Source organism: Pseudomonas sp. microsymbiont 2 (assembly GCF_054788395.1).
Genome location: NZ_CM139112.1, coordinates 4,259,731 through 4,277,193 on the forward strand (window position 1 = coordinate 4,259,731; position 17,463 = coordinate 4,277,193).

General features: G+C 64.7%; 13 protein-coding genes. 7 read left to right on the forward strand and 6 right to left on the reverse strand.

What is annotated here, in order from left to right; translation table 11 throughout:
• The first annotated feature begins 94 nt into the window (after nt 1-94).
• Nucleotides 95-1,396 (forward strand): mechanosensitive ion channel family protein, encoded by a 1,302-nt coding sequence (locus tag ACYUME_RS19115; RefSeq protein ID WP_279884135.1) that lies wholly within the window; start codon nt 95-97, stop codon nt 1,394-1,396.
• A gap of 164 nt (nt 1,397-1,560) precedes the next feature.
• A complete protein-coding gene (locus ACYUME_RS19120) occupies nt 1,561-2,763 on the forward strand; it encodes an MFS transporter (protein WP_460416306.1) in 1,203 nt (400 codons plus the stop codon).
• A 3-nt stretch (nt 2,764-2,766) separates the two neighbouring features.
• On the opposite strand, the gene ACYUME_RS19125 is transcribed toward ACYUME_RS19120, so the two are convergent.
• The 3 genes from ACYUME_RS19125 to ACYUME_RS19135 form a co-directional block, all read right to left on the reverse strand.
• Entirely contained in the window at nt 2,767-3,639 is an 873-nt protein-coding gene (locus ACYUME_RS19125) for a carboxylate/amino acid/amine transporter (RefSeq protein WP_460416308.1), read from the reverse strand.
• A 322-nt stretch (nt 3,640-3,961) separates the two neighbouring features.
• On the reverse strand, nt 3,962-4,561 hold the full coding sequence (locus ACYUME_RS19130; protein WP_460416310.1) for an FMN-dependent NADH-azoreductase: 600 nt from the start codon (nt 4,559-4,561) through the stop codon (nt 3,962-3,964).
• A 109-nt stretch (nt 4,562-4,670) separates the two neighbouring features.
• The gene (locus ACYUME_RS19135) at nt 4,671-4,985 is read right to left on the reverse strand and encodes a 3-phosphoglycerate kinase (protein WP_279884127.1); all 315 of its coding nucleotides are present in this window, start codon (nt 4,983-4,985) and stop codon (nt 4,671-4,673) included.
• A 50-nt stretch (nt 4,986-5,035) separates the two neighbouring features.
• Here ACYUME_RS19135 and ACYUME_RS19140 point away from each other — a divergent pair, with 50 nt between their 5' ends.
• The 4 genes from ACYUME_RS19140 to ACYUME_RS19155 are packed head-to-tail and all read left to right on the forward strand — an operon-like array spanning nt 5,036 to nt 9,220.
• Nucleotides 5,036-5,959: a LysR family transcriptional regulator gene (locus ACYUME_RS19140; RefSeq protein WP_279884125.1), complete on the forward strand. Its 924-nt coding sequence runs from the start codon at nt 5,036-5,038 to the stop codon at nt 5,957-5,959.
• Nucleotides 5,960-5,972: 13 nt separating this feature from the next.
• A complete protein-coding gene (locus ACYUME_RS19145) occupies nt 5,973-6,785 on the forward strand; it encodes an alpha/beta fold hydrolase (RefSeq protein ID WP_460416313.1) in 813 nt (270 codons plus the stop codon).
• Complete coding sequence (locus ACYUME_RS19150; protein WP_252825359.1) at nt 6,779-7,336, forward strand: peptidylprolyl isomerase; 558 nt, start codon at nt 6,779-6,781, stop codon at nt 7,334-7,336. Before ACYUME_RS19145 ends, ACYUME_RS19150 begins: the two co-directional genes overlap by 7 nt.
• A gap of 51 nt (nt 7,337-7,387) precedes the next feature.
• Nucleotides 7,388-9,220, forward strand: a complete 1,833-nt coding sequence (locus ACYUME_RS19155) for an ABC transporter ATP-binding protein (RefSeq protein ID WP_279884119.1) — start codon at nt 7,388-7,390, stop codon at nt 9,218-9,220.
• Nucleotides 9,221-9,340: 120 nt separating this feature from the next.
• Here ACYUME_RS19155 and ACYUME_RS19160 read toward each other — a convergent pair whose 3' ends face one another.
• Nucleotides 9,341-10,468: a GNAT family N-acetyltransferase gene (locus ACYUME_RS19160; protein WP_460416316.1), complete on the reverse strand. Its 1,128-nt coding sequence runs from the start codon at nt 10,466-10,468 to the stop codon at nt 9,341-9,343.
• 240 nt (nt 10,469-10,708) lie between these two features.
• On the opposite strand from ACYUME_RS19160, the gene ACYUME_RS19165 reads away from it, so the two are divergent.
• Complete coding sequence (locus ACYUME_RS19165; RefSeq protein ID WP_279884116.1) at nt 10,709-11,953, forward strand: putative porin; 1,245 nt, start codon at nt 10,709-10,711, stop codon at nt 11,951-11,953.
• A gap of 217 nt (nt 11,954-12,170) precedes the next feature.
• Here ACYUME_RS19165 and ACYUME_RS19170 read toward each other — a convergent pair whose 3' ends face one another.
• The gene (locus tag ACYUME_RS19170; protein WP_460416318.1) at nt 12,171-13,292 is read right to left on the reverse strand and encodes a beta-ketoacyl-ACP synthase III; all 1,122 of its coding nucleotides are present in this window, start codon (nt 13,290-13,292) and stop codon (nt 12,171-12,173) included.
• Nucleotides 13,293-13,525: 233 nt separating this feature from the next.
• Complete coding sequence (gene hrpA / locus ACYUME_RS19175; protein WP_460416320.1) at nt 13,526-17,431, reverse strand: ATP-dependent RNA helicase HrpA; 3,906 nt, start codon at nt 17,429-17,431, stop codon at nt 13,526-13,528.
• Between the last annotated feature and the right edge of the window lie 32 nt (nt 17,432-17,463).

Here is a 17,463-nt window from a genome sequence, read left to right on the forward strand (position 1 = left end):
TTTCCGTGGCCAGAACCGAATTTCTTTTGGCAACTTTGCACCGATCCACGCTCTAATGCCGCTTCGTACCGCAACACAGACTGTTTATACGCCTATGGACATCCAACGATTCTGGCGCGATGCCCTCGACCTCTGGGGCACCCTCGACCAACACCCGCTGCTGCATGCCACGCTCGGCCTGATCGTGCTGCTGCTCGTCTCACTGCTGATCGGCCGTCTGGCGCGCTTCCTGGTGCTGCACTCCAGCCGCCTGCTGGCCCGCCAGCAGGCGCTCAGATGGCTGGACGACCTGCGCCACAACAAGGTGTTCCACCGCCTGGCGCAGACCACCCCGTCACTGGTGGTGCAGTTCGGCCTGAAGCTGGTGCCGGAGCTGTCGGCCACCGCCCAGCACTTCCTCGGCAACCTCGCCCTGGCCGTGACCCTGCTGTTCATGACCCGCGCCCTGTCCTGCCTGCTCGACGCCCTGCTGGATATCTACGCACGCACCGAACACGCCCGCACCCGCTCGATCAAGGGCTACATGCAGCTGGCCAAGATGATGCTGTGGATCTTCGCCGCCATCGTCATCGTCGCCACCCTGATCGACCGCTCGCCGCTGTTGCTGCTGTCGGGTCTGGGCGCCATGTCGGCGGTGCTGCTGTTGGTGTACAAGGACACCCTGCTGTCGTTCGTCGCCAGTGTGCAGCTGACCAGCAACGACATGCTGCACGTCGGCGACTGGATCGAGATGCCCCAGGCCGGTGCCGACGGCGACGTGGTGGACATCACCCTGCACACGGTCAAGGTGCAGAACTTCGACAAGACCATCGTCTCGATCCCCACCTGGCGCCTGATGAGCGAGTCGTTTCGCAACTACCGCGGCATGCAGCAGTCGGGCGGGCGGCGGATCAAGCGCAGCCTGTTCATCGATGCCGGCGGCGTGCGCTTCCTCACCGCGGAGGAAGAACAGCGCCTGGGCCAGATCCGCCTGCTCGGTGACTACCTCTCGCAGAAACGCCAGGAGCTGCACAGCTGGAACGAAGCGCTGGGACCGGTGGCGGAACTGGCGGCCAATCGGCGCAAACTGACCAATATCGGCACCTTCCGCGCGTTCGCCCTGGCCTATCTGAAGAACCATCCCAACGTGCATGCGAACATGACCTGCATGGTCCGCCAGATGCAGGCCACCGCCGAAGGCGTGCCGCTGGAGATCTACTGCTTCACCACCACCACGGCGTGGGCCGAGTACGAGCGTATCCAGGGCGATATCTTCGACTACCTGCTGGCGGTGCTGCCGGAGTTCGGGCTGAGCCTGTACCAGCAGCCAAGCGGCAACGACATGCGTGCCGGGCTGGCGGCCAGGCCGCAGCCTCAGCCCCAGCCACGCAGCCTGGACGCGCTAAGCGAGGCCTGACCGTGCAACCGGGGCGCCCGACCGGGCGCCCTTTGCATTGCGCCCCCAAGGCGCACTACCCTAGGGCCATCCAGGACGACGTCATCACGGAAGATCGACGGCCCACTCGCCACGCCCATCCCTGACGCTCGACAGACGCCTGCCACAGCCTTCGTGAGCGAGCCATGCCCCAGGACATTTCCAGCGTTTCACTGCAAGACGCCCCGCCATCGCCTCGGCGCAAGGCCCTCGTCGCCGCCAGCCTCGCCCATGGCGTGCATGACGGCCTGACCGATGTCATCTACGTGTTGCTGCCCCTCTGGCAGGTCGCCTTCGGCCTCAGCTACGCCCAGGTCGGACTGCTGCGCGGCGCCTACGCCGGCATGATGGCGGGTTTTCAGCTGCTGGCCAGCAAAGGCGCCCGGCGCTGGGGCCGCGAAGCCCTGTTGGTCCGGGGCACCGCGCTGGCCGGGCTGGCCTACCTGCTGGCCGCCCAGGCCAGTGACCTCAGCCTTCTGCTGATCGCCCTGATGCTCGCCGGCCTCGGCGCCAGCACCCAGCATCCGCTGGCCAGCGCGCTGGTCGCCGATGCCTACGAAGGCAGCGGCAAGGTGAAGCAGGCCCTGGCCCAATACAACTTCGCCGGGGATATCGGCAAGGCGCTGATCCCGGGCCTGGTCGGCCTGGTGCTGGTGTATGTGTCATGGCAGGCCAACGCCACCGCGCTTGGCCTGCTCGGCCTGGGGGCGGCAGCGGCGCTATGGTGGCTGTTGCGCCAGGCGCCACCCGCAGGACGATCAGCGCGCAAGGCCACGGGCCAGGACCGGGTTGGCTCAAGGTCGGGGCTGGCGGCGCTGATCGCCACCGGCACCCTCGACAGTGGCGTGCGCATGGGTTTTCTGACCTTCCTGCCGTTCCTGCTGCAGAGCAAGGGCGCGACGACCGCGCAGATAGGCCTGGCCCTGACATTGCTGTTCATCGGCGGCGCCTTCGGCAAGCTGTTCTGTGGCTACCTGGGCGCCCGGCTGGGGCCGGTACGCACCGTGATCTGTACCGAACTGCTGACCGCAGGATTGATCCTGGTGGCGCTGCTGCTGCCCTACCTGCCGTTGATGCTGGTGATGCCTCTGATCGGCGTGGCCCTCAACGGCACCTCGTCGGTGCTGACCGGGCTGGTGCCGGACTTCGCCGGCCGCGAACAGCGCGAGCGGGTGTTCGCCTGCTTCTATACCGGCACCGTCGGTGGCGGCGCGCTGGCGCCGGTGCTGATCGGCGCGATATCCGACCACACCGGGGTGGAACAGGGATTGATGGCGCTGGCAGGCACGCTGCTGCTGACCCTGCCATTGTGCCTGGCCGTGCACACTGGCCTGCCGCGCCGGCAATGACCCTCAGGCGGCTCCCGGCACCCTCGCACGCTGGCCACCCAAGCGGCTCAACCATACCGATGCCAGGATCACCGAACCGCCAATGGCGAGGCGCCCGAGTGGTTCGTCCTGGTTCCAGATCAGCAGGTTGAGCAGCAAACCCACTGGCACATGCAGGTTGTTCATGACCGCCAAGGTGGCACCGGAGACCAGGCAGGCGCCCTTGTTCCACCAGTACAGCCCCAGCGCCGTCGGGCACAGGCCCAGGAACAGCAGCACCAGCCACTGGGTATCGGTGCTCGGCAAGTGCTGGGCATTGCCGAACAGCAGGAATGCCGGCAGTACCACGATCAGGGCGCCCAGGTAGAAGTAGCCGAATCGGCGGTAGTGCGGCAGGTCGCTGGGGTGACGGGCAACCAGATGTCGGTACAGCACCTGGCCGGCGGCATAGGTGAAGTTGGCCAGTTGCAGCAGCAAAAAGCCGATGAAGAACTCGCCCGAGATGGTATCGAAGCGAATCACCGCCGCCCCGGCCACCGCCACCAGCGCGGCCAGCAGCGCCCAGGGATTGAAGCGCCGGTTCAGGGCATCCTCGATCAGCGTGACGTGCAATGGGGTGAGGATGGTGAACAACAGCACCTCCGGCACCGTCAGCACGCGGAAGCTGAGGTACAGGCAGACATAGGTGATGCCGTATTGCAGCGCGCCGATCAGCAGCATCGAGCGCAGGAAGCGCGGCTCGACCTGGCGCCAGCGGGTCAGCGGCAGGAACACCAGCCCGGCCAGCAGCACCCTGGCGAGCACGGCGAAGTAGCTGTCGACATGGCCGGCCAGGTATTCACCGATCAGGTTGAAGGAGTACGCCTGGATCAGCGCGACGATTATCAGGTAGCCCATGGTGGCCTCTCGAGGATCAAGGCGGCGACCTTAGCGGGTTGGGTCCGGGCAGTTCAACCATGGGAAATGTGCGGGTGCTTGGGGTCATCGCCCTCCTTGGTTGCACGCTCGCCTGGCGGATAGGCGTGGGAGCGGGCTTGCCCCGCGATGGCACAGGCCCGGCAAACATCATCGACCGATCTGGCGCTATCGCGGGGCAAGCCCGCTCCCACGCCGTTCTCCCACGTCGTTCTTACGAGCATAAAAAAGCCCGGCCATGAACTGGCCGGGCAGGCACACCCAAAGGAGCAACAAGGTGTCAGGGTTGGGAATTCGTCGCGGCTCAGGCCACCGCGGCCAGTCTTGCCTTGGCCTGGTTCAGGCCCTTCTCGTGGAACTCGCCGCTCATGTTCAGGCCTTCGGCGTGGATGAAGTCCACATCGTGAATGCCGATGAAGGCCATCACCTGGCGCAGGTAGGGTTCCTGGTGGTCGCTGCTGGCACCGGCATGGATGCCGCCGCGGGCGGTGAGGACGATGGCGCGCTTGCCGTTGAGCAGGCCCTGTGGCCCGGTCGGGGTGTACTTGAAGGTGATGCCGGCGCGCAACACGTGGTCCAGCCAGGCCTTCAGCGTGCTGGGGATGGTGAAGTTGTACATCGGCGCGGCCATCACCAGCACGTCGGCAGCCAGCAGCTCGTCGGTCAGTTCATTGGAACGCTCCAACGCTGCACGCTCGGCGGCGCTGCGCTGCTCGTCCGGCTTCATCCAGCCACCGAGCAGGTTGGCATCCAGGTGTGGCACAGGGGTCACGGCCAAGTCGCGCACCGTGATCTCGTCGGCTGGGTGAGCCGCCTGCCATTGCCGGATGAAATCCTGGGTCAGTTGACGGGAAACGGAATCCTGCTGACGGGCGCTGCTTTCGATGATCAGTACGCGGGACATGGGTGCCTCCATCGGCGGTAAGGGGTGGCGATTCGATGGAGGTGAGATTAAATGTTGACCTATCGATAAAAAAGCGTAAAAAGTGGGATCAATCTATCGATTTATCAGTTTATTCCGCTTTGCAGTCCACGGCGATGCGCAGTTTGATGATCTGCCGGTTGAACTTGGCGGTGACATCCACGCTCCTGCCGGCCGGCACATTGACCCGACGCACGCGCGGCGCCTCGGGACCATTGCGGAACGTGACCTTGCAGGCGGCCGGGACCTGCCCATAGTTGTTGAGGCTGATCGAGCCGATGTCGTAGGCCGTGTCGTAGGCGGTGTAGTCGACCTTGACCCCGGTCATTTCCTTCTCCACATCGATAGGGTATGCCATCGCCCCGAGGGGCAGGCACAGCAGCAAAGCCGCACAACATTTCTTCATACGGGCGCTCTCCTTGAGAAGAGCGCAGCTTAGGACAACAGGAGCCTTGGATGAAAGCGCCGCGCGTAACTCTTGATCAGTGGCGGACCCTGCAGGCGGTGGTCGATCACGGCGGGTTCGCCCAGGCCGCCGACGCCCTGCACCGCTCGCAGTCGTCGGTGAGCTACACGGTGGCGCGCATGCAGGAGCAACTGGGTGTGCCGCTGCTGCGCATCGACGGGCGCAAGGCGGTGCTCACCGAGGCCGGCAGCGTGCTGCTGCGCCGTTCGCGACAACTGGTCAAGCAGGCCAGCCAGCTCGAGGACCTGGCCCACCACATGGAGCAAGGTTGGGAGGCCGAGGTGCGACTGGTGGTCGACGCCGCCTACCCAAGCGCCCGCCTGGTCCGAGCCCTGAGCGCATTCATGCCGCAGAGCCGCGGCTGCCGGGTACGCCTGCGCGAGGAGGTGCTATCGGGCGTCGAGGAAGTGCTGCACGAAGGCATCGCCGACCTTGCCATCAGCAGCTTCAACATCGGCGGCTACCTGGGCACCGAACTCAGCCCGGTGGAGTTCGTCGCTGTCGCCCACCCCGAACACGCCCTGCACCGCATGGGGCGCGAGATCACCTTCCAGGACCTGGAAAGCCAGCTGCAGGTGGTGATTCGCGACTCCGGTCGGGCGCAACCGCGCGATGTCGGCTGGCTCGGCGCCGAACAGCGCTGGACCGTCGGCAGCCTGGGCACCGCCACTACCTTCGTCAGCAGCGGCCTGGGCTTTGCCTGGCTACCTCGGCACATGATCGAGCGCGAGCTGCGTGACGGCGTGCTCAAGCCGCTGCCGCTGGATCAGGGTGGCAGTCGCCATCCGCTGTTCTACCTTTACTCCAGCAAGGAAAAGACCCTGGGCCCGGCCACGCAGATCCTCATCGAACTGCTGCGCAATTTCGACACCGCACCGCTGGACGTGCCCTTCGCAGCCCCCCCGCAAGCCTGAGAGGACCGCGCCCATGGCCTGTTTCGAACATGACGGATGCCTGCTGCATTACGAGCAACACGGCCAGGGCCAGCCCCTGGTACTGCTGCATGGCCTGGGTTCGAGCAGCCAGGACTGGGAACTGCAGGTGCCCGAACTCAGCCGTCACTATCGGGTGATCCTCATGGATATCCGCGGCCATGGGCAGTCTTCCAAGCCACGCGCGGGCTACCAGATAAAGACCTTCAGCGAGGACCTGCTGGCCCTGCTCAGGCACCTGGACACCGGCCCGGTGCACTTCGTCGGCCTGTCCATGGGCGGCATGGTCGGCTTCCAGTTCGCCGTCGACCACCCCGACTGGCTGCGCAGCCTGTGCATCGTCAACAGCGCCCCCGAGGTCAAGCGCCGCACCCGCGGCGACTGGATCTGGTGGTTCAAGCGCTGGGGCCTGGCGCGCCTGCTCAGCGTCGAGACGGTCGGCAAGGGCCTGGCCGAACGGCTGTTTCCCAAGCCGGAGCAGGCCGAGCTGCGGCGCAAGATGGCCGAGCGCTGGGCGCGCAACGACAAACGTGCCTACCTCAAGAGCTTCGACGCCATCGTCGACTGGGGCGTGCAGGAACGCATCGGCCAGATCCGTTGTCCCACGCTGGTGATCGCCGCCGACCACGATTACACACCGATACAACTGAAAGAGCGTTATGTTGCGATGATGCCCAATGCCAGGCTGGCGGTCATCGACGATTCGCGGCACGCTACGCCGCTTGACCAACCCGAGGTCTTCAACCTCACGCTACTGCAATTCCTCGCAGCCGCCTCCACCTCTCAAGGATCTTTGAGCCCATGCTGAAAAAACTTCTGCTCACCGCCTGCTCGGTCGCCTTCGCCACCAGCGTCATGGCTTCCGACAAGACCCCGCACGTGCTGCTGGACACCAGCTTCGGCCAGGTCGAGATCGAGCTGAACGCAGAAAAAGCCCCGATCAGCACGAAGAACTTCCTCGAATATGTCGACAGCGGCTTCTACAACAACACCATCTTCCATCGGGTGATCCCGGGCTTCATGGTCCAGGGCGGCGGCTTCACCGACCAGATGGTGCAGAAGAGCACCAAGGACCCGATCCGCAACGAGGCGAGCAACGGCCTGCAGAACACCCGCGGCACCTTGTCCATGGCCCGCACCTCCGACCCGAACTCGGCCACCAGCCAGTTCTTCATCAACGTTGCCGACAACGACTTCCTCAACCCGGGCCGCGACCGTGGCTATGCGGTGTTCGGCAAGGTCACCAAGGGAATGGAGGTGGTCGACCAGATCGTCAACTCGCCAACCACCGTCAAGAAAGGCATGCGCGATGTACCGGCGGACCCGGTGTACATCAAGTCGGCCAAACGCATCGACTGATCCCGCCTCGCACAGGGATGTGAGTCGGGTCGAACAGGAGTGTCGTCACCCATGCTGTACCGTCGTTTCGAGCAGTTGATCGATATTTTCCGCGAGGCGCCCAGCGAGGCGCCTCCCGGCAAGGTCTGGCCGTTCTACCTCTACTACCTGCGCCAGGTCTGGCCGAGCTTTCTCGCCCTGCTGATCGTCGGGCTTGTCGCCTCGCTGATCGAGGTCGCGCTGTTCAGCTACCTGAGCCGGATCATCGACCTGGCCCAGGGCACGCCCAACGTCAACTTCTTCAGCGAGCACAGCGGCGAGCTGATCTGGATGCTGGTGGTGGTGCTGGTGCTGCGCCCGGTGTTCTTCGGCCTGCACGACCTGCTGGTGCACCAGACCATCAGCCCGGGCATGACCAGCCTGATCCGCTGGCAGAACCACACCTACGTGCTCAAGCAGAGCCTGAACTTCTTCCAGAGCGACTTCGCCGGACGCATTGCCCAACGCATCATGCAGACCGGCAACTCCCTGCGCGACTCGGCAGTGCAAGCCGTGGATGCCCTTTGGCACGTGCTGATCTACGCCATCAGCTCGCTGGTGCTGTTCGCCGAGGCGGACTGGCGGCTGATGCTGCCGTTGCTGGTGTGGATCGCCTGCTACATCGGCGCGCTGTACTACTTCGTGCCAAGGGTCAAGGAGCGCTCGGTGATCTCCTCGGATGCCCGTTCCAAGCTGATGGGGCGCATTGTCGATGGCTACACCAACATCGCCACGCTCAAGTTGTTCGCCCACACCGACTACGAGCAGCAGTACGCGCGCGAAGCGATCAGCGAACAGACCGAGAAGACCCAGCTGGCCTCGCGGGTGATCACCAGCATGGATGTGGTCATTACCTCGCTGAACGGCCTGCTGGTGGTCACCACCACCGGCCTTGCCCTGTGGCTGTGGAGCCAGTCGCTGATCAGCGTGGGCGCCATCGCCCTGGCCACCGGCCTGGTGATCCGCATCGTCAACATGTCCGGCTGGATCATGTGGGTGGTCAACGGCATCTTCGAGAACATCGGCATGGTCCAGGACGGCCTGCAGACCATCGCCCAGCCCGTCACCGTCAGCGACAAGCCCGCGGCCCCCGCGCTCAAGGTCAGCCGCGGCGCGGTACGCTTCGACCATGTGGACTTCCACTACGGCAAGGGCGGCAAGGTCATCGATGCGTTGAACCTGGACATTCGCCCTGGTGAAAAGATCGGCCTGATCGGCCCGTCCGGCGCCGGCAAGTCGACCCTGGTCAACCTGCTGCTGCGTCTGTACGACATCGACAGCGGACGCATCCTCATCGACGGCCAGGATATCGCCGAAGTCAACCAGGCCAGCCTGCGCGCGCAGATCGGCATGATTACCCAGGACACCTCGCTGCTGCACCGCTCGATCCGCGACAACTTGCTGTACGGGCGGCCGGATGCCAGCGACGAGGAGGTCTGGGAGGCGGTGCGCCGGGCCCGGGCCGACGAGTTCATCCCGCAGCTGTCCGATGCCCAAGGCCGTACCGGCTTCGACGCCCATGTCGGCGAGCGCGGCGTCAAGCTCTCCGGCGGCCAGCGCCAGCGCATCGCCATCGCCCGGGTACTGCTGAAGAACGCGCCGATCCTGATCATGGACGAGGCCACCTCGGCGCTGGACTCCGAGGTCGAGGCGGCGATCCAGGAAAGCCTGGAGACGCTGATGCAAGGCAAGACAGTGATCGCCATTGCCCACCGCCTGTCGACCATCGCCCGGATGGATCGGCTGATCGTGCTGGACAAAGGGCATATCGTCGAGAGCGGCAGCCACGGTGAGTTGCTGGCACAGCGCGGGTTGTATGCGCGGTTGTGGCATCACCAGACCGGTGGGTTCGTCGGCGTCGATTGACGCAGGTTTGATGGGCGGGTGTTCGTGGGAGCGGGCTTGCCCCGCGATGGCGATGACCGAGACGTACGCTATCGCGGGGCAAGCCCGCTCCCACGCCCCCGCTCTCCTACGCAAAGGCAGTCAAACCTGGCGATACGGCAACATCCCCCGCGCCTCCTCGGCGTAGGCCATCACCCCTTCGCGCTCCTGGCTCAGGAAGTCCGCGACCGCCCGGCGCAACCCCGGGTGCAGCAGGTAATGCCACGATCGCGTGATCACCGGCTCGAACCCGCGAATCAGCTTGTGCTCGCCCTGGGCACCGGCATCGAAGCGCTGCAAGCCTTCGCCGATCGCAAAGTCCATGCCCTGGTAGAAACAGGTCTCGAAATGCAGGCGGTCGAATTCGTCCAGGCAACCCCAGTAACGTCCGTACAGGCTGTCGCCACCCACCAGACTGAAAGCCATGGCCACCTCGCGTCCTTGTTGTCGAGCGATCACCACGCGAATCGCCTCGGCCATGCGCTCGGCCACCAGGCTGAAGAATTCACGGGTCAGGTACGGCGTCCGTCGCCGTACCACATAGGTGTTGGCATAGCAGCGGTAGATGAAATCCCATTGCGCCTCGCTCAATTCACCACCGCGATACCAGGCGAAGTCGATCCCCTGCCCCGCCACCTGCTCGCGCTCCTTGCGCATCTGCTTGCGCTTGCGCGAGCTGAGGGTGTCGAGAAAATCCTGGAAGTCCCGGTAGCCAGGATTGCGCCAGTGGAACTGGCAACCCAGGCGCTCCATCCAGCCTGGCAGCCCGCCGATGGCTTCATCCAGTGCCGGGTCGGTGAAGTTGATATGCGCCCCGGACAATCCGCCCTTGCCCAGGTACTCCGGGATCGCCTGCAACAGCAGCATGCCATCGGCCTGGTCGGCAGCCAGCAGCCGCGGCCCGCTCACCGGGCTGAACGGTACGGCGCCGAGCAACTTGGGGTAGTAGGCGACGCCCGCGCGCTCGCAGGCATCGGCCCAGCCATGATCGAACACGTACTCGCCGAACGAATGCCACTTGCGGTAGGCCGGCAACAGCGCTCGTACCTCGCCGTCGCGCTCCAGCACCAGATGCTCGGCGGCCCAACCGGTTGCAGGAACGACACTGCCGCTGTCCTCCATGGCCGTGAGGAAGGCATGGCGCAGGAACGGCTGGCCGGCTGGCACCAGGGCATCCCAGGTGGCTGCCGGCAGGTCGCGCAGATGGGCAAGGCTGTGAAGGCTGATCACGATACCGACTCGCTTGGGAACAGAGCGCCAGTATTGCCAAAGCGGCCGTGACACTCAAATGACGCGCCGTTTACTTAACAACAGTGCCACTGTTTAGACATTATTCTGTCATTCGCCCCCGCAATACTTGCGCCTGTTTTCCGGAACCCCAGAACCTGTCTATACAGGCCCTTTCCGAAGACATGCCAACTTGGGGGCGGGCGCTTGAGCCTCCCCACTTTTTCCAACAGGGAGAACCTTATGCGTCTTGTTTCTACACTTACCGGGGTGAGCCTCACCGGCATGATGCTGGCTCTGAGTACTCCGGCCAGTGCTGCTGTCGACGCCAAGCTGCTCGAAATGCTCCGCGCCAATGGCTCGATCAACCAGGCGCAGTACAACGAACTGCAGGGCGACCTGGCAAAGGAAACCAAGGAAAAGGCCGACCAGAAAGCCCAGTCCGAGCGTCTGAGCTCGTTCGAACAGAAAGTGGCATGGGCCGCCAAGACCCAGATCAAGGGCGATGTGCGCCTGCGCTACGAAGACGTCAACGTCGACAACCCCAACAGCCGCAGCGGCAACCAGGACCGCGAGCGCGTACGTGCCCGCGTCGGCTTCTACAGCGAGATCAACCCGCAGGTCGACGCCGGTATTCGCGTGGCCACTGGCAGCAGTTCGGACGCTCGCTCGACCAACCAGAGCCTGGACAACTACTTCGACAAGAAATCGCTGTGGGTGGACCTTGCCTACCTCGACTGGCACCCGACCGCCGTGCCCAACCTGCACCTGATCGGCGGCAAGATGATGCAGCCCTGGGTGAGCATGGGCGACATCATCTGGGACAGCGACATCAACCCTGAAGGCGTGGCCGTCACCTACAAGACCAACCTGGGCGGCGCCGAAGTGTTCGGCAGCGCCGGTCACTACACGCTCAAGGACAACGTCGACGGCGACGGCGTGCAATTCAAGCACGACGCCCAGCTCTACCATGGCCAGCTGGGCACCAAGTTCAACCTGGCCGACAGCGTCAAGGTCACCGTCGGCGGCAGCCTCTACGGCTTCGACAACGACAAGAAGTCGGCCGTGCTGCGCAGCTTCGGCAACACCACCACCGAGTTCAACCTGGCCGAAGGCTTTGGCCAGGTGGACTTCACCGGCTTCGCCATCCCGCTGTCGGCCTATGGCCAGTTCGTCAAGAACACCGACAGCACCGACGGCGAGGACAAAGCCTGGTTGGCTGGCCTGAAGACCAAGCTGGGCGCCTGGAGCCTGGACTACAACTACCGCGACGTGCAGCGCAACGCCGTGGTCAGCCTGTTCACCGACTCCGACTTCGGTGCCGGCTTCACCGGTTCGCGTGGTCACAAGTTCAAGGTCGGCTACGAGATCGACAAGAACTTCTCCCTGGGCGCGGCCTACCTGATGGCCAAGACCGACCTGTCGCAGCTGCCGAACAACAATGCTGACGTCGACACCCTGCAGGTCGACCTGGAAGCCAAGTTCTAAGCACTACGCGCCTTTGCTTCACCCTGAGGCGGGAAATGCCGACCCCATCCGGCATTTCTCGCTTTTTTTGTTTACCTGTCAGAAAGCCGGGGCTGCTTCGCAGCCCTTTCGCGACACAAGGCCGCTCCTACAGGGGAATGCGTTCTCCTGTAGGAGCGGCCTTGTGTCGCGAAAGGGCCGCAAAGCGGCCCCAGCGATAGAGAAGTAAAAGTAGGTATCAGCGTTTACGCAGAACCACACTACCAATCGAATATCCAGCACCAAACGAGCTCAGTACCCCCAGCGAACCCTTGGCCAGGTCATCCTGATACAGGTGGAAGGCAATCACCGACCCCGCCGAACTGGTGTTGGCATAGCGATCCAGGATCACCGGCGCATCTTCCTCGGCCACTTCACGCCCCAGCAGCTTCTTGACGATCAGGTGGTTCATGCTCAGGTTCGCCTGATGCAGCCAGAAACGCTTGACGTCCGAAGGCTGCAGGTCGTTCTCGGCCAGGTGCTGGCCGATCAGTTCGGCGACCATCGGGCAGACTTCCTTGAACACCTTGCGGCCTTCCTGCACGAACAGCTTGTCACGGGCACCGATGCCCTCTTCCGCCGCGCGGTTGAGGAAGCCGAAGTTGTTGCGGATATTGTTGGAGAACGCGGTCAGCAGCTTGGTGCTGACGATGTCGAACTGGTGTTCGGAGGTAGCCAGGTCGGCACGCTCGATCAGCACGGCAGTGGCGGCGTCGCCAAAGATGAAGTGGCTGTCGCGGTCGCGGAAGTTCAGGTGGCCGGTGCAAATTTCCGGGTTGACCACCAGCACGGCGCGCGACTGACCCAGCTGCACGCTGTTGGCCGCGGTCTGGATACCGAAGGTGGCCGACGAGCAGGCCACGTTCATGTCGAAGGCGAAGCCCTGGATACCCAGCGCCTGCTGCACTTCGATGGCGATGGCCGGATACGGGCGCTGCAGGTTGGAACAGGCGACGATCACCCCATCGACATCGGCGGCGCTGCGGCCAGCACGCTCCAGGGCCTGGCGGGCGGCGGCCACGCCCATCTCGCAGAGGATCGATTGCTCGTCGTTGGAACGCTCCGGCAGGCGCGGCTTCATGCGCTGTGGGTCGAGAATGCCGGCCTTGTCCATGACGAAGCGGCTCTTGATGCCCGAAGCCTTCTCGATGAAAGCGGCGTCGGACAGCGGCGCCGCCTCGACCTCGCCACGCTCGATGGCGGCGGCGTTGTCACGGTTGAAACGCTGCGCCCAGGCGTTGAAGGATTCCACCAGTTCTTCGTTGGAAATGCTTTGAGCCGGGGTGTACAGGCCGGTGCCGCTGATCACGACGTTGTGCACGGTCGTTCCTCTGTCAGAGGCCATCGCCAAACGGGCGCTGGCCGAAAAAAGGTCGATACTGGCACCTTGGTACCAGTTTGTAGACGAGGGCTTCGCCCTCGTTCGCGGGTAAACCCGCTCCCACAGGACATCGCCATTTTCAGAACCGACGATAATCCTGTGGGGGCGGGCTTGCCCGCGAATGGGCCGCAAAGCGGCCCAAATTCCACCAAGTTTGCCACAACTTGGGGCGCTTAGGCTTCCACCTGACTCCACTGTTTGCTCAGTCGCTTGTCGGAAACCGGCACCTTCGTCCCCAGTTGCTGGGCAAACAACGACACCCGGTATTCCTCCAGCAGCCAGCGGTACAGGGTCAACTGCTCATCGCGCTTGCCCTCCTGGGCATGCTTGTCGGCGCGGGCCTGGTACTGCGCCCAGCAATTGGCCAGCTCGCCGCTCCATACCCGGTCTTTCTGCACCTGCGAACCCAGCTTCTCCAGGCGCAGCTCCACCGCCTTCAGATAACGCGGCAACTCCTTGAACCAAGCGCCCGGCGTCTCTCGCACGAAGCCCGGGTACACCAGATTGGCCAACTGTTGCTTGATGTCGTTGAGCGCCACGGCCTGGCTCAGGTCGATCTTGCCCTTGAAGCGCTTCTGCAGGCCGTGCCACAGCTTCAGCACCTCCAGGGTCTGGCGGGCCAAGCGTTCGGCATGCTCGGTCCAGCTGCCGCGCTTGCGTTCGGCCAGCGAAGCCAAGCCCGCGCCATCACGCGGCAGTGGCTCTTCGCCTTCCAGCACACAGCTGTCGAGGCTGGCGAGCAGAATGTCCTCGACCAGCGCCTCGACCCGGCCCAGCTCGCGGTACAGCAGCCCCAGCTCGGTCAGCCCCGGCAGCTTGCCGCGCAGGAACTTGGCCGGTTCCGCCAGCTGTTGCAGCAACAGGCGCTGCAAGGCTCGACGATGCTGGAACTCAGCTTCGGCCTGGGTCGAGAAACGCCCTTCGCGCACGCTCCCGTTGTCCTCGACCAACGCCGGATAGACCGTCATCGACAGCCCGGCGATCTTCTGCTGGGCGGTCTGCGCCACCTGCGCGAAGGCCTTGGCCTGTACCGGCTGCTCGGCCTTCTCGCTGCGCGGCAGGGCCAAGGCGGCCTGGCTGGCGGCGGCGAAGCGCGCGGTCAGTTCGGCCAGGTCGCGGCCTTCGCCAAGGAACTTGCCCTGGGCGTCGACCACCTCGATGTTCATGCGCAAGTGCCCTTCCACCAGCCCCGCCGCTTCAGCCCAGGCCTCGTCCGACACCCGCGCCCCGGTCATGCGCAGCAACTCCTGGCCCAGGGCCTGCGGCAACGCACCCTGGCCGAACACCATGCGCGACAGGGCAGCCTTGACGAAGTCCGGCACCGGCACGAAGTTCTTGCGCAGGGCCTTGGGCAGGTTGCGCACCAGGGCGATGCACTTGGCTTCCAGCAGGCCGGGCACCAGCCACTCCAGGCGCTCGCCCGGCAGGTTCGGCAACAACGGCGCCGGCACCCGCACGGTCACGCCGTCACGCGGATGGTTCGGTTCGAAGTGATAGCTCAGCGACAGGCGCAGCTCACCCACCTGCAGGTGGTCGGGATACTGCGCTGCGGTGACCTCGCTGGCCTCGCGGGCGAGCACGTCCTCTTCACGCATGATCAGCAGGTTAGGATCCTTCTGGCTGTTCATCCGGTACCAGCTGTCGAAGGTCGCGGTCTGGTGGATCTCTTCGGGCAGGCGGGCCTCGTAGAAGGCGTACAGCGTCTCTTCGTCGGCGAGGATATCGCGTCGGCGAGCCTTGGCCTCCAGTTCGTCCAGTTGCTCGAGCAGGCGCTTGTTGGCCGCCAGGCACTTGGCCCGCGACTGGATCTCGCCACCTACCAGACCCTCGCGGATGAACAGTTCGCGCGAAGTGGCCGGGTCGATCGGGCCGAAGTGCACGGGCCTGCGGCCGACAATGATCAACCCGTACAAGGTGATCTGCTCGTAGGCCACCACCTGCCCGCGCTTCTTCTCCCAGTGCGGTTCGAAGTGGTTCTTCTTGATCAGGTGGGTGGCCAGCGGCTCGATCCAGTCTGGTTCGATCTTGGCCACCATGCGTGCATAGAGCTTGGTGGTTTCCACCAGCTCGGCAGCCATCACCCACTGCGGACGCTTGCGACCGATGCCCGACGAGGGATGAATCCAGAAACGCCGCTGACGCGCGCCCTGGTAGTCGCCCTCCTCGGTCTTCTGGCCGATCTGACTGAGCAGGCCGCTGAGAATCGCCTTGTGCAGGGGCTGATAGTCACAAGCCTCCTTGTTCACCGCCAATTGCAGGTCACGGCAGATCAGCGCCAGCTGGCGATGGGCGTCGCGCCACTCGCGAAGGCGCAGGTAGTTGAGGAAGTTCTTGCGGCACCAGTTGCGCAGCGGGTTGGCGGTCAGCGCCTGGCGCTGCTCCTCGAAACCGCGCCACAGATTGACCAGGGCGGCGAAGTCGGAGTCGACATCCTTCCACTGCGCGTGCGCCTGGTCGGCGGCCTGCTGGCGCTCCGGCGGACGCTCGCGTGGGTCTTGCACCGACAGCGCACTGGCGACGATCAGTACCTCCTGCAGGCTGCCCTGGCGGGCGCCTTCGAGCAGCATGCGCCCCAGCCGCGGGTCGATCGGCAGGCGCGCCAACTGGCGGCCCAGCGGCGTGAGCTGGTTCTCGCGGTTGACCGCCGAGAGTTCCTGCAACAGGTTGAAGCCGTCGCTGATGGCCTTGCCATCCGGCGGTTCGATGAACGGGAAGGCATCGATCGCGCCCAGGCGCAGGTGCAGCATCTGCAGGATCACCGCAGCCAGGTTGGTGCGCAGGATCTCCGGGTCGGTGAACGCCGGCCGGCCATTGAAATCGTCCTCGCTGTACAGGCGAATGCAGATGCCCGGCTCGACCCGGCCGCAACGGCCTTTACGCTGGTTGGCGCTGGCCTGGGACACCGCCTCGATAGGCAGGCGCTGGACCTTGGCCCGGTAGCTGTAACGGCTGATGCGCGCGGTGCCGCTGTCGATCACGTAGCGGATGCCCGGCACCGTCAGCGAGGTTTCGGCGACGTTGGTGGCCAGGACCACGCGACGACCGCTGTGGGACTGGAAGATCCGCTGCTGCTCGGCCGGCGACAGCCGCGCATACAACGGCAGGATCTCGGTGTGGCGCAACTGCGCCTTGCGCAGGATCTCGGCGGCGTCGCGGATCTCGCGCTCGCCGGGCAGGAACACCAACACATCGCCCGGGCCCTTGCCCTGGCTGCGTTCGTGCTGGGCGATCTCGTCGAGGCTGGCGAGGATCGCCTGGTCGACGGAAAGGTCTTCCTCGACCTGATTGCCCTCCTCGTCCTGTTCGCTGGTCAGCGGCCGATACCAGGTCTCCACCGGGTAGGTACGGCCAGACACCTCGATGATCGGCGCGCCGTCGAAGTGCTTGGAGAAACGTTCCAGGTCGATGGTCGCCGAAGTGATGATCAGCTTCAGATCCGGACGGCGATGCAGCAGGGTCTTGAGGTAGCCGAGCAGGAAGTCGATGTTCAGGCTGCGTTCGTGGGCCTCGTCGACGATGATCGTGTCGTAGCGCTCGAGAAAGCGGTCGTGCTGCGTTTCGGCCAGCAGGATGCCGTCGGTCATCAACTTGACCAGGGTGTTCGAATCGCTCTGGTCCTCGAAGCGCACCTGGTAGCCGACCAGCGCCCCCAGCGGCGTGCCCAGTTCCTCCGCGACCCGCGCCGCCACGCTGCGCGCGGCGATCCGCCGGGGCTGGGTGTGGGCAATCAGGCCATGGCTGCCGCGCCCCAGCTCCAGGCAGATCTTCGGCAACTGGGTGGTCTTGCCCGAGCCGGTCTCGCCGGCGATCACCAGCACCTGGTGCTCGGCCAGGGCCTTCTTGATCTCGTCGCGCTTGGCCGCGATGGGCAGGCTGTCGTCGTAGCGAATGCTCGGCACGCTCTGCTGGCGCGCGGTGACCTGGGCGCAGGAGGCCTGGACCTTTTCCACCCACTGCGCGAGCTTGCCCTCGTCGGGGCGCTTGCGCAGCTCGTGCAATTGCCGGCGCAACCGATGGCGGTCGGCGATCATGGCGTGGTCGAGGTTGTTCAGCAGTTGGTCGATGGCGTGGTCTGTCATGGGGCTTTTTAATGATGCAGGCGAGTGCTGCT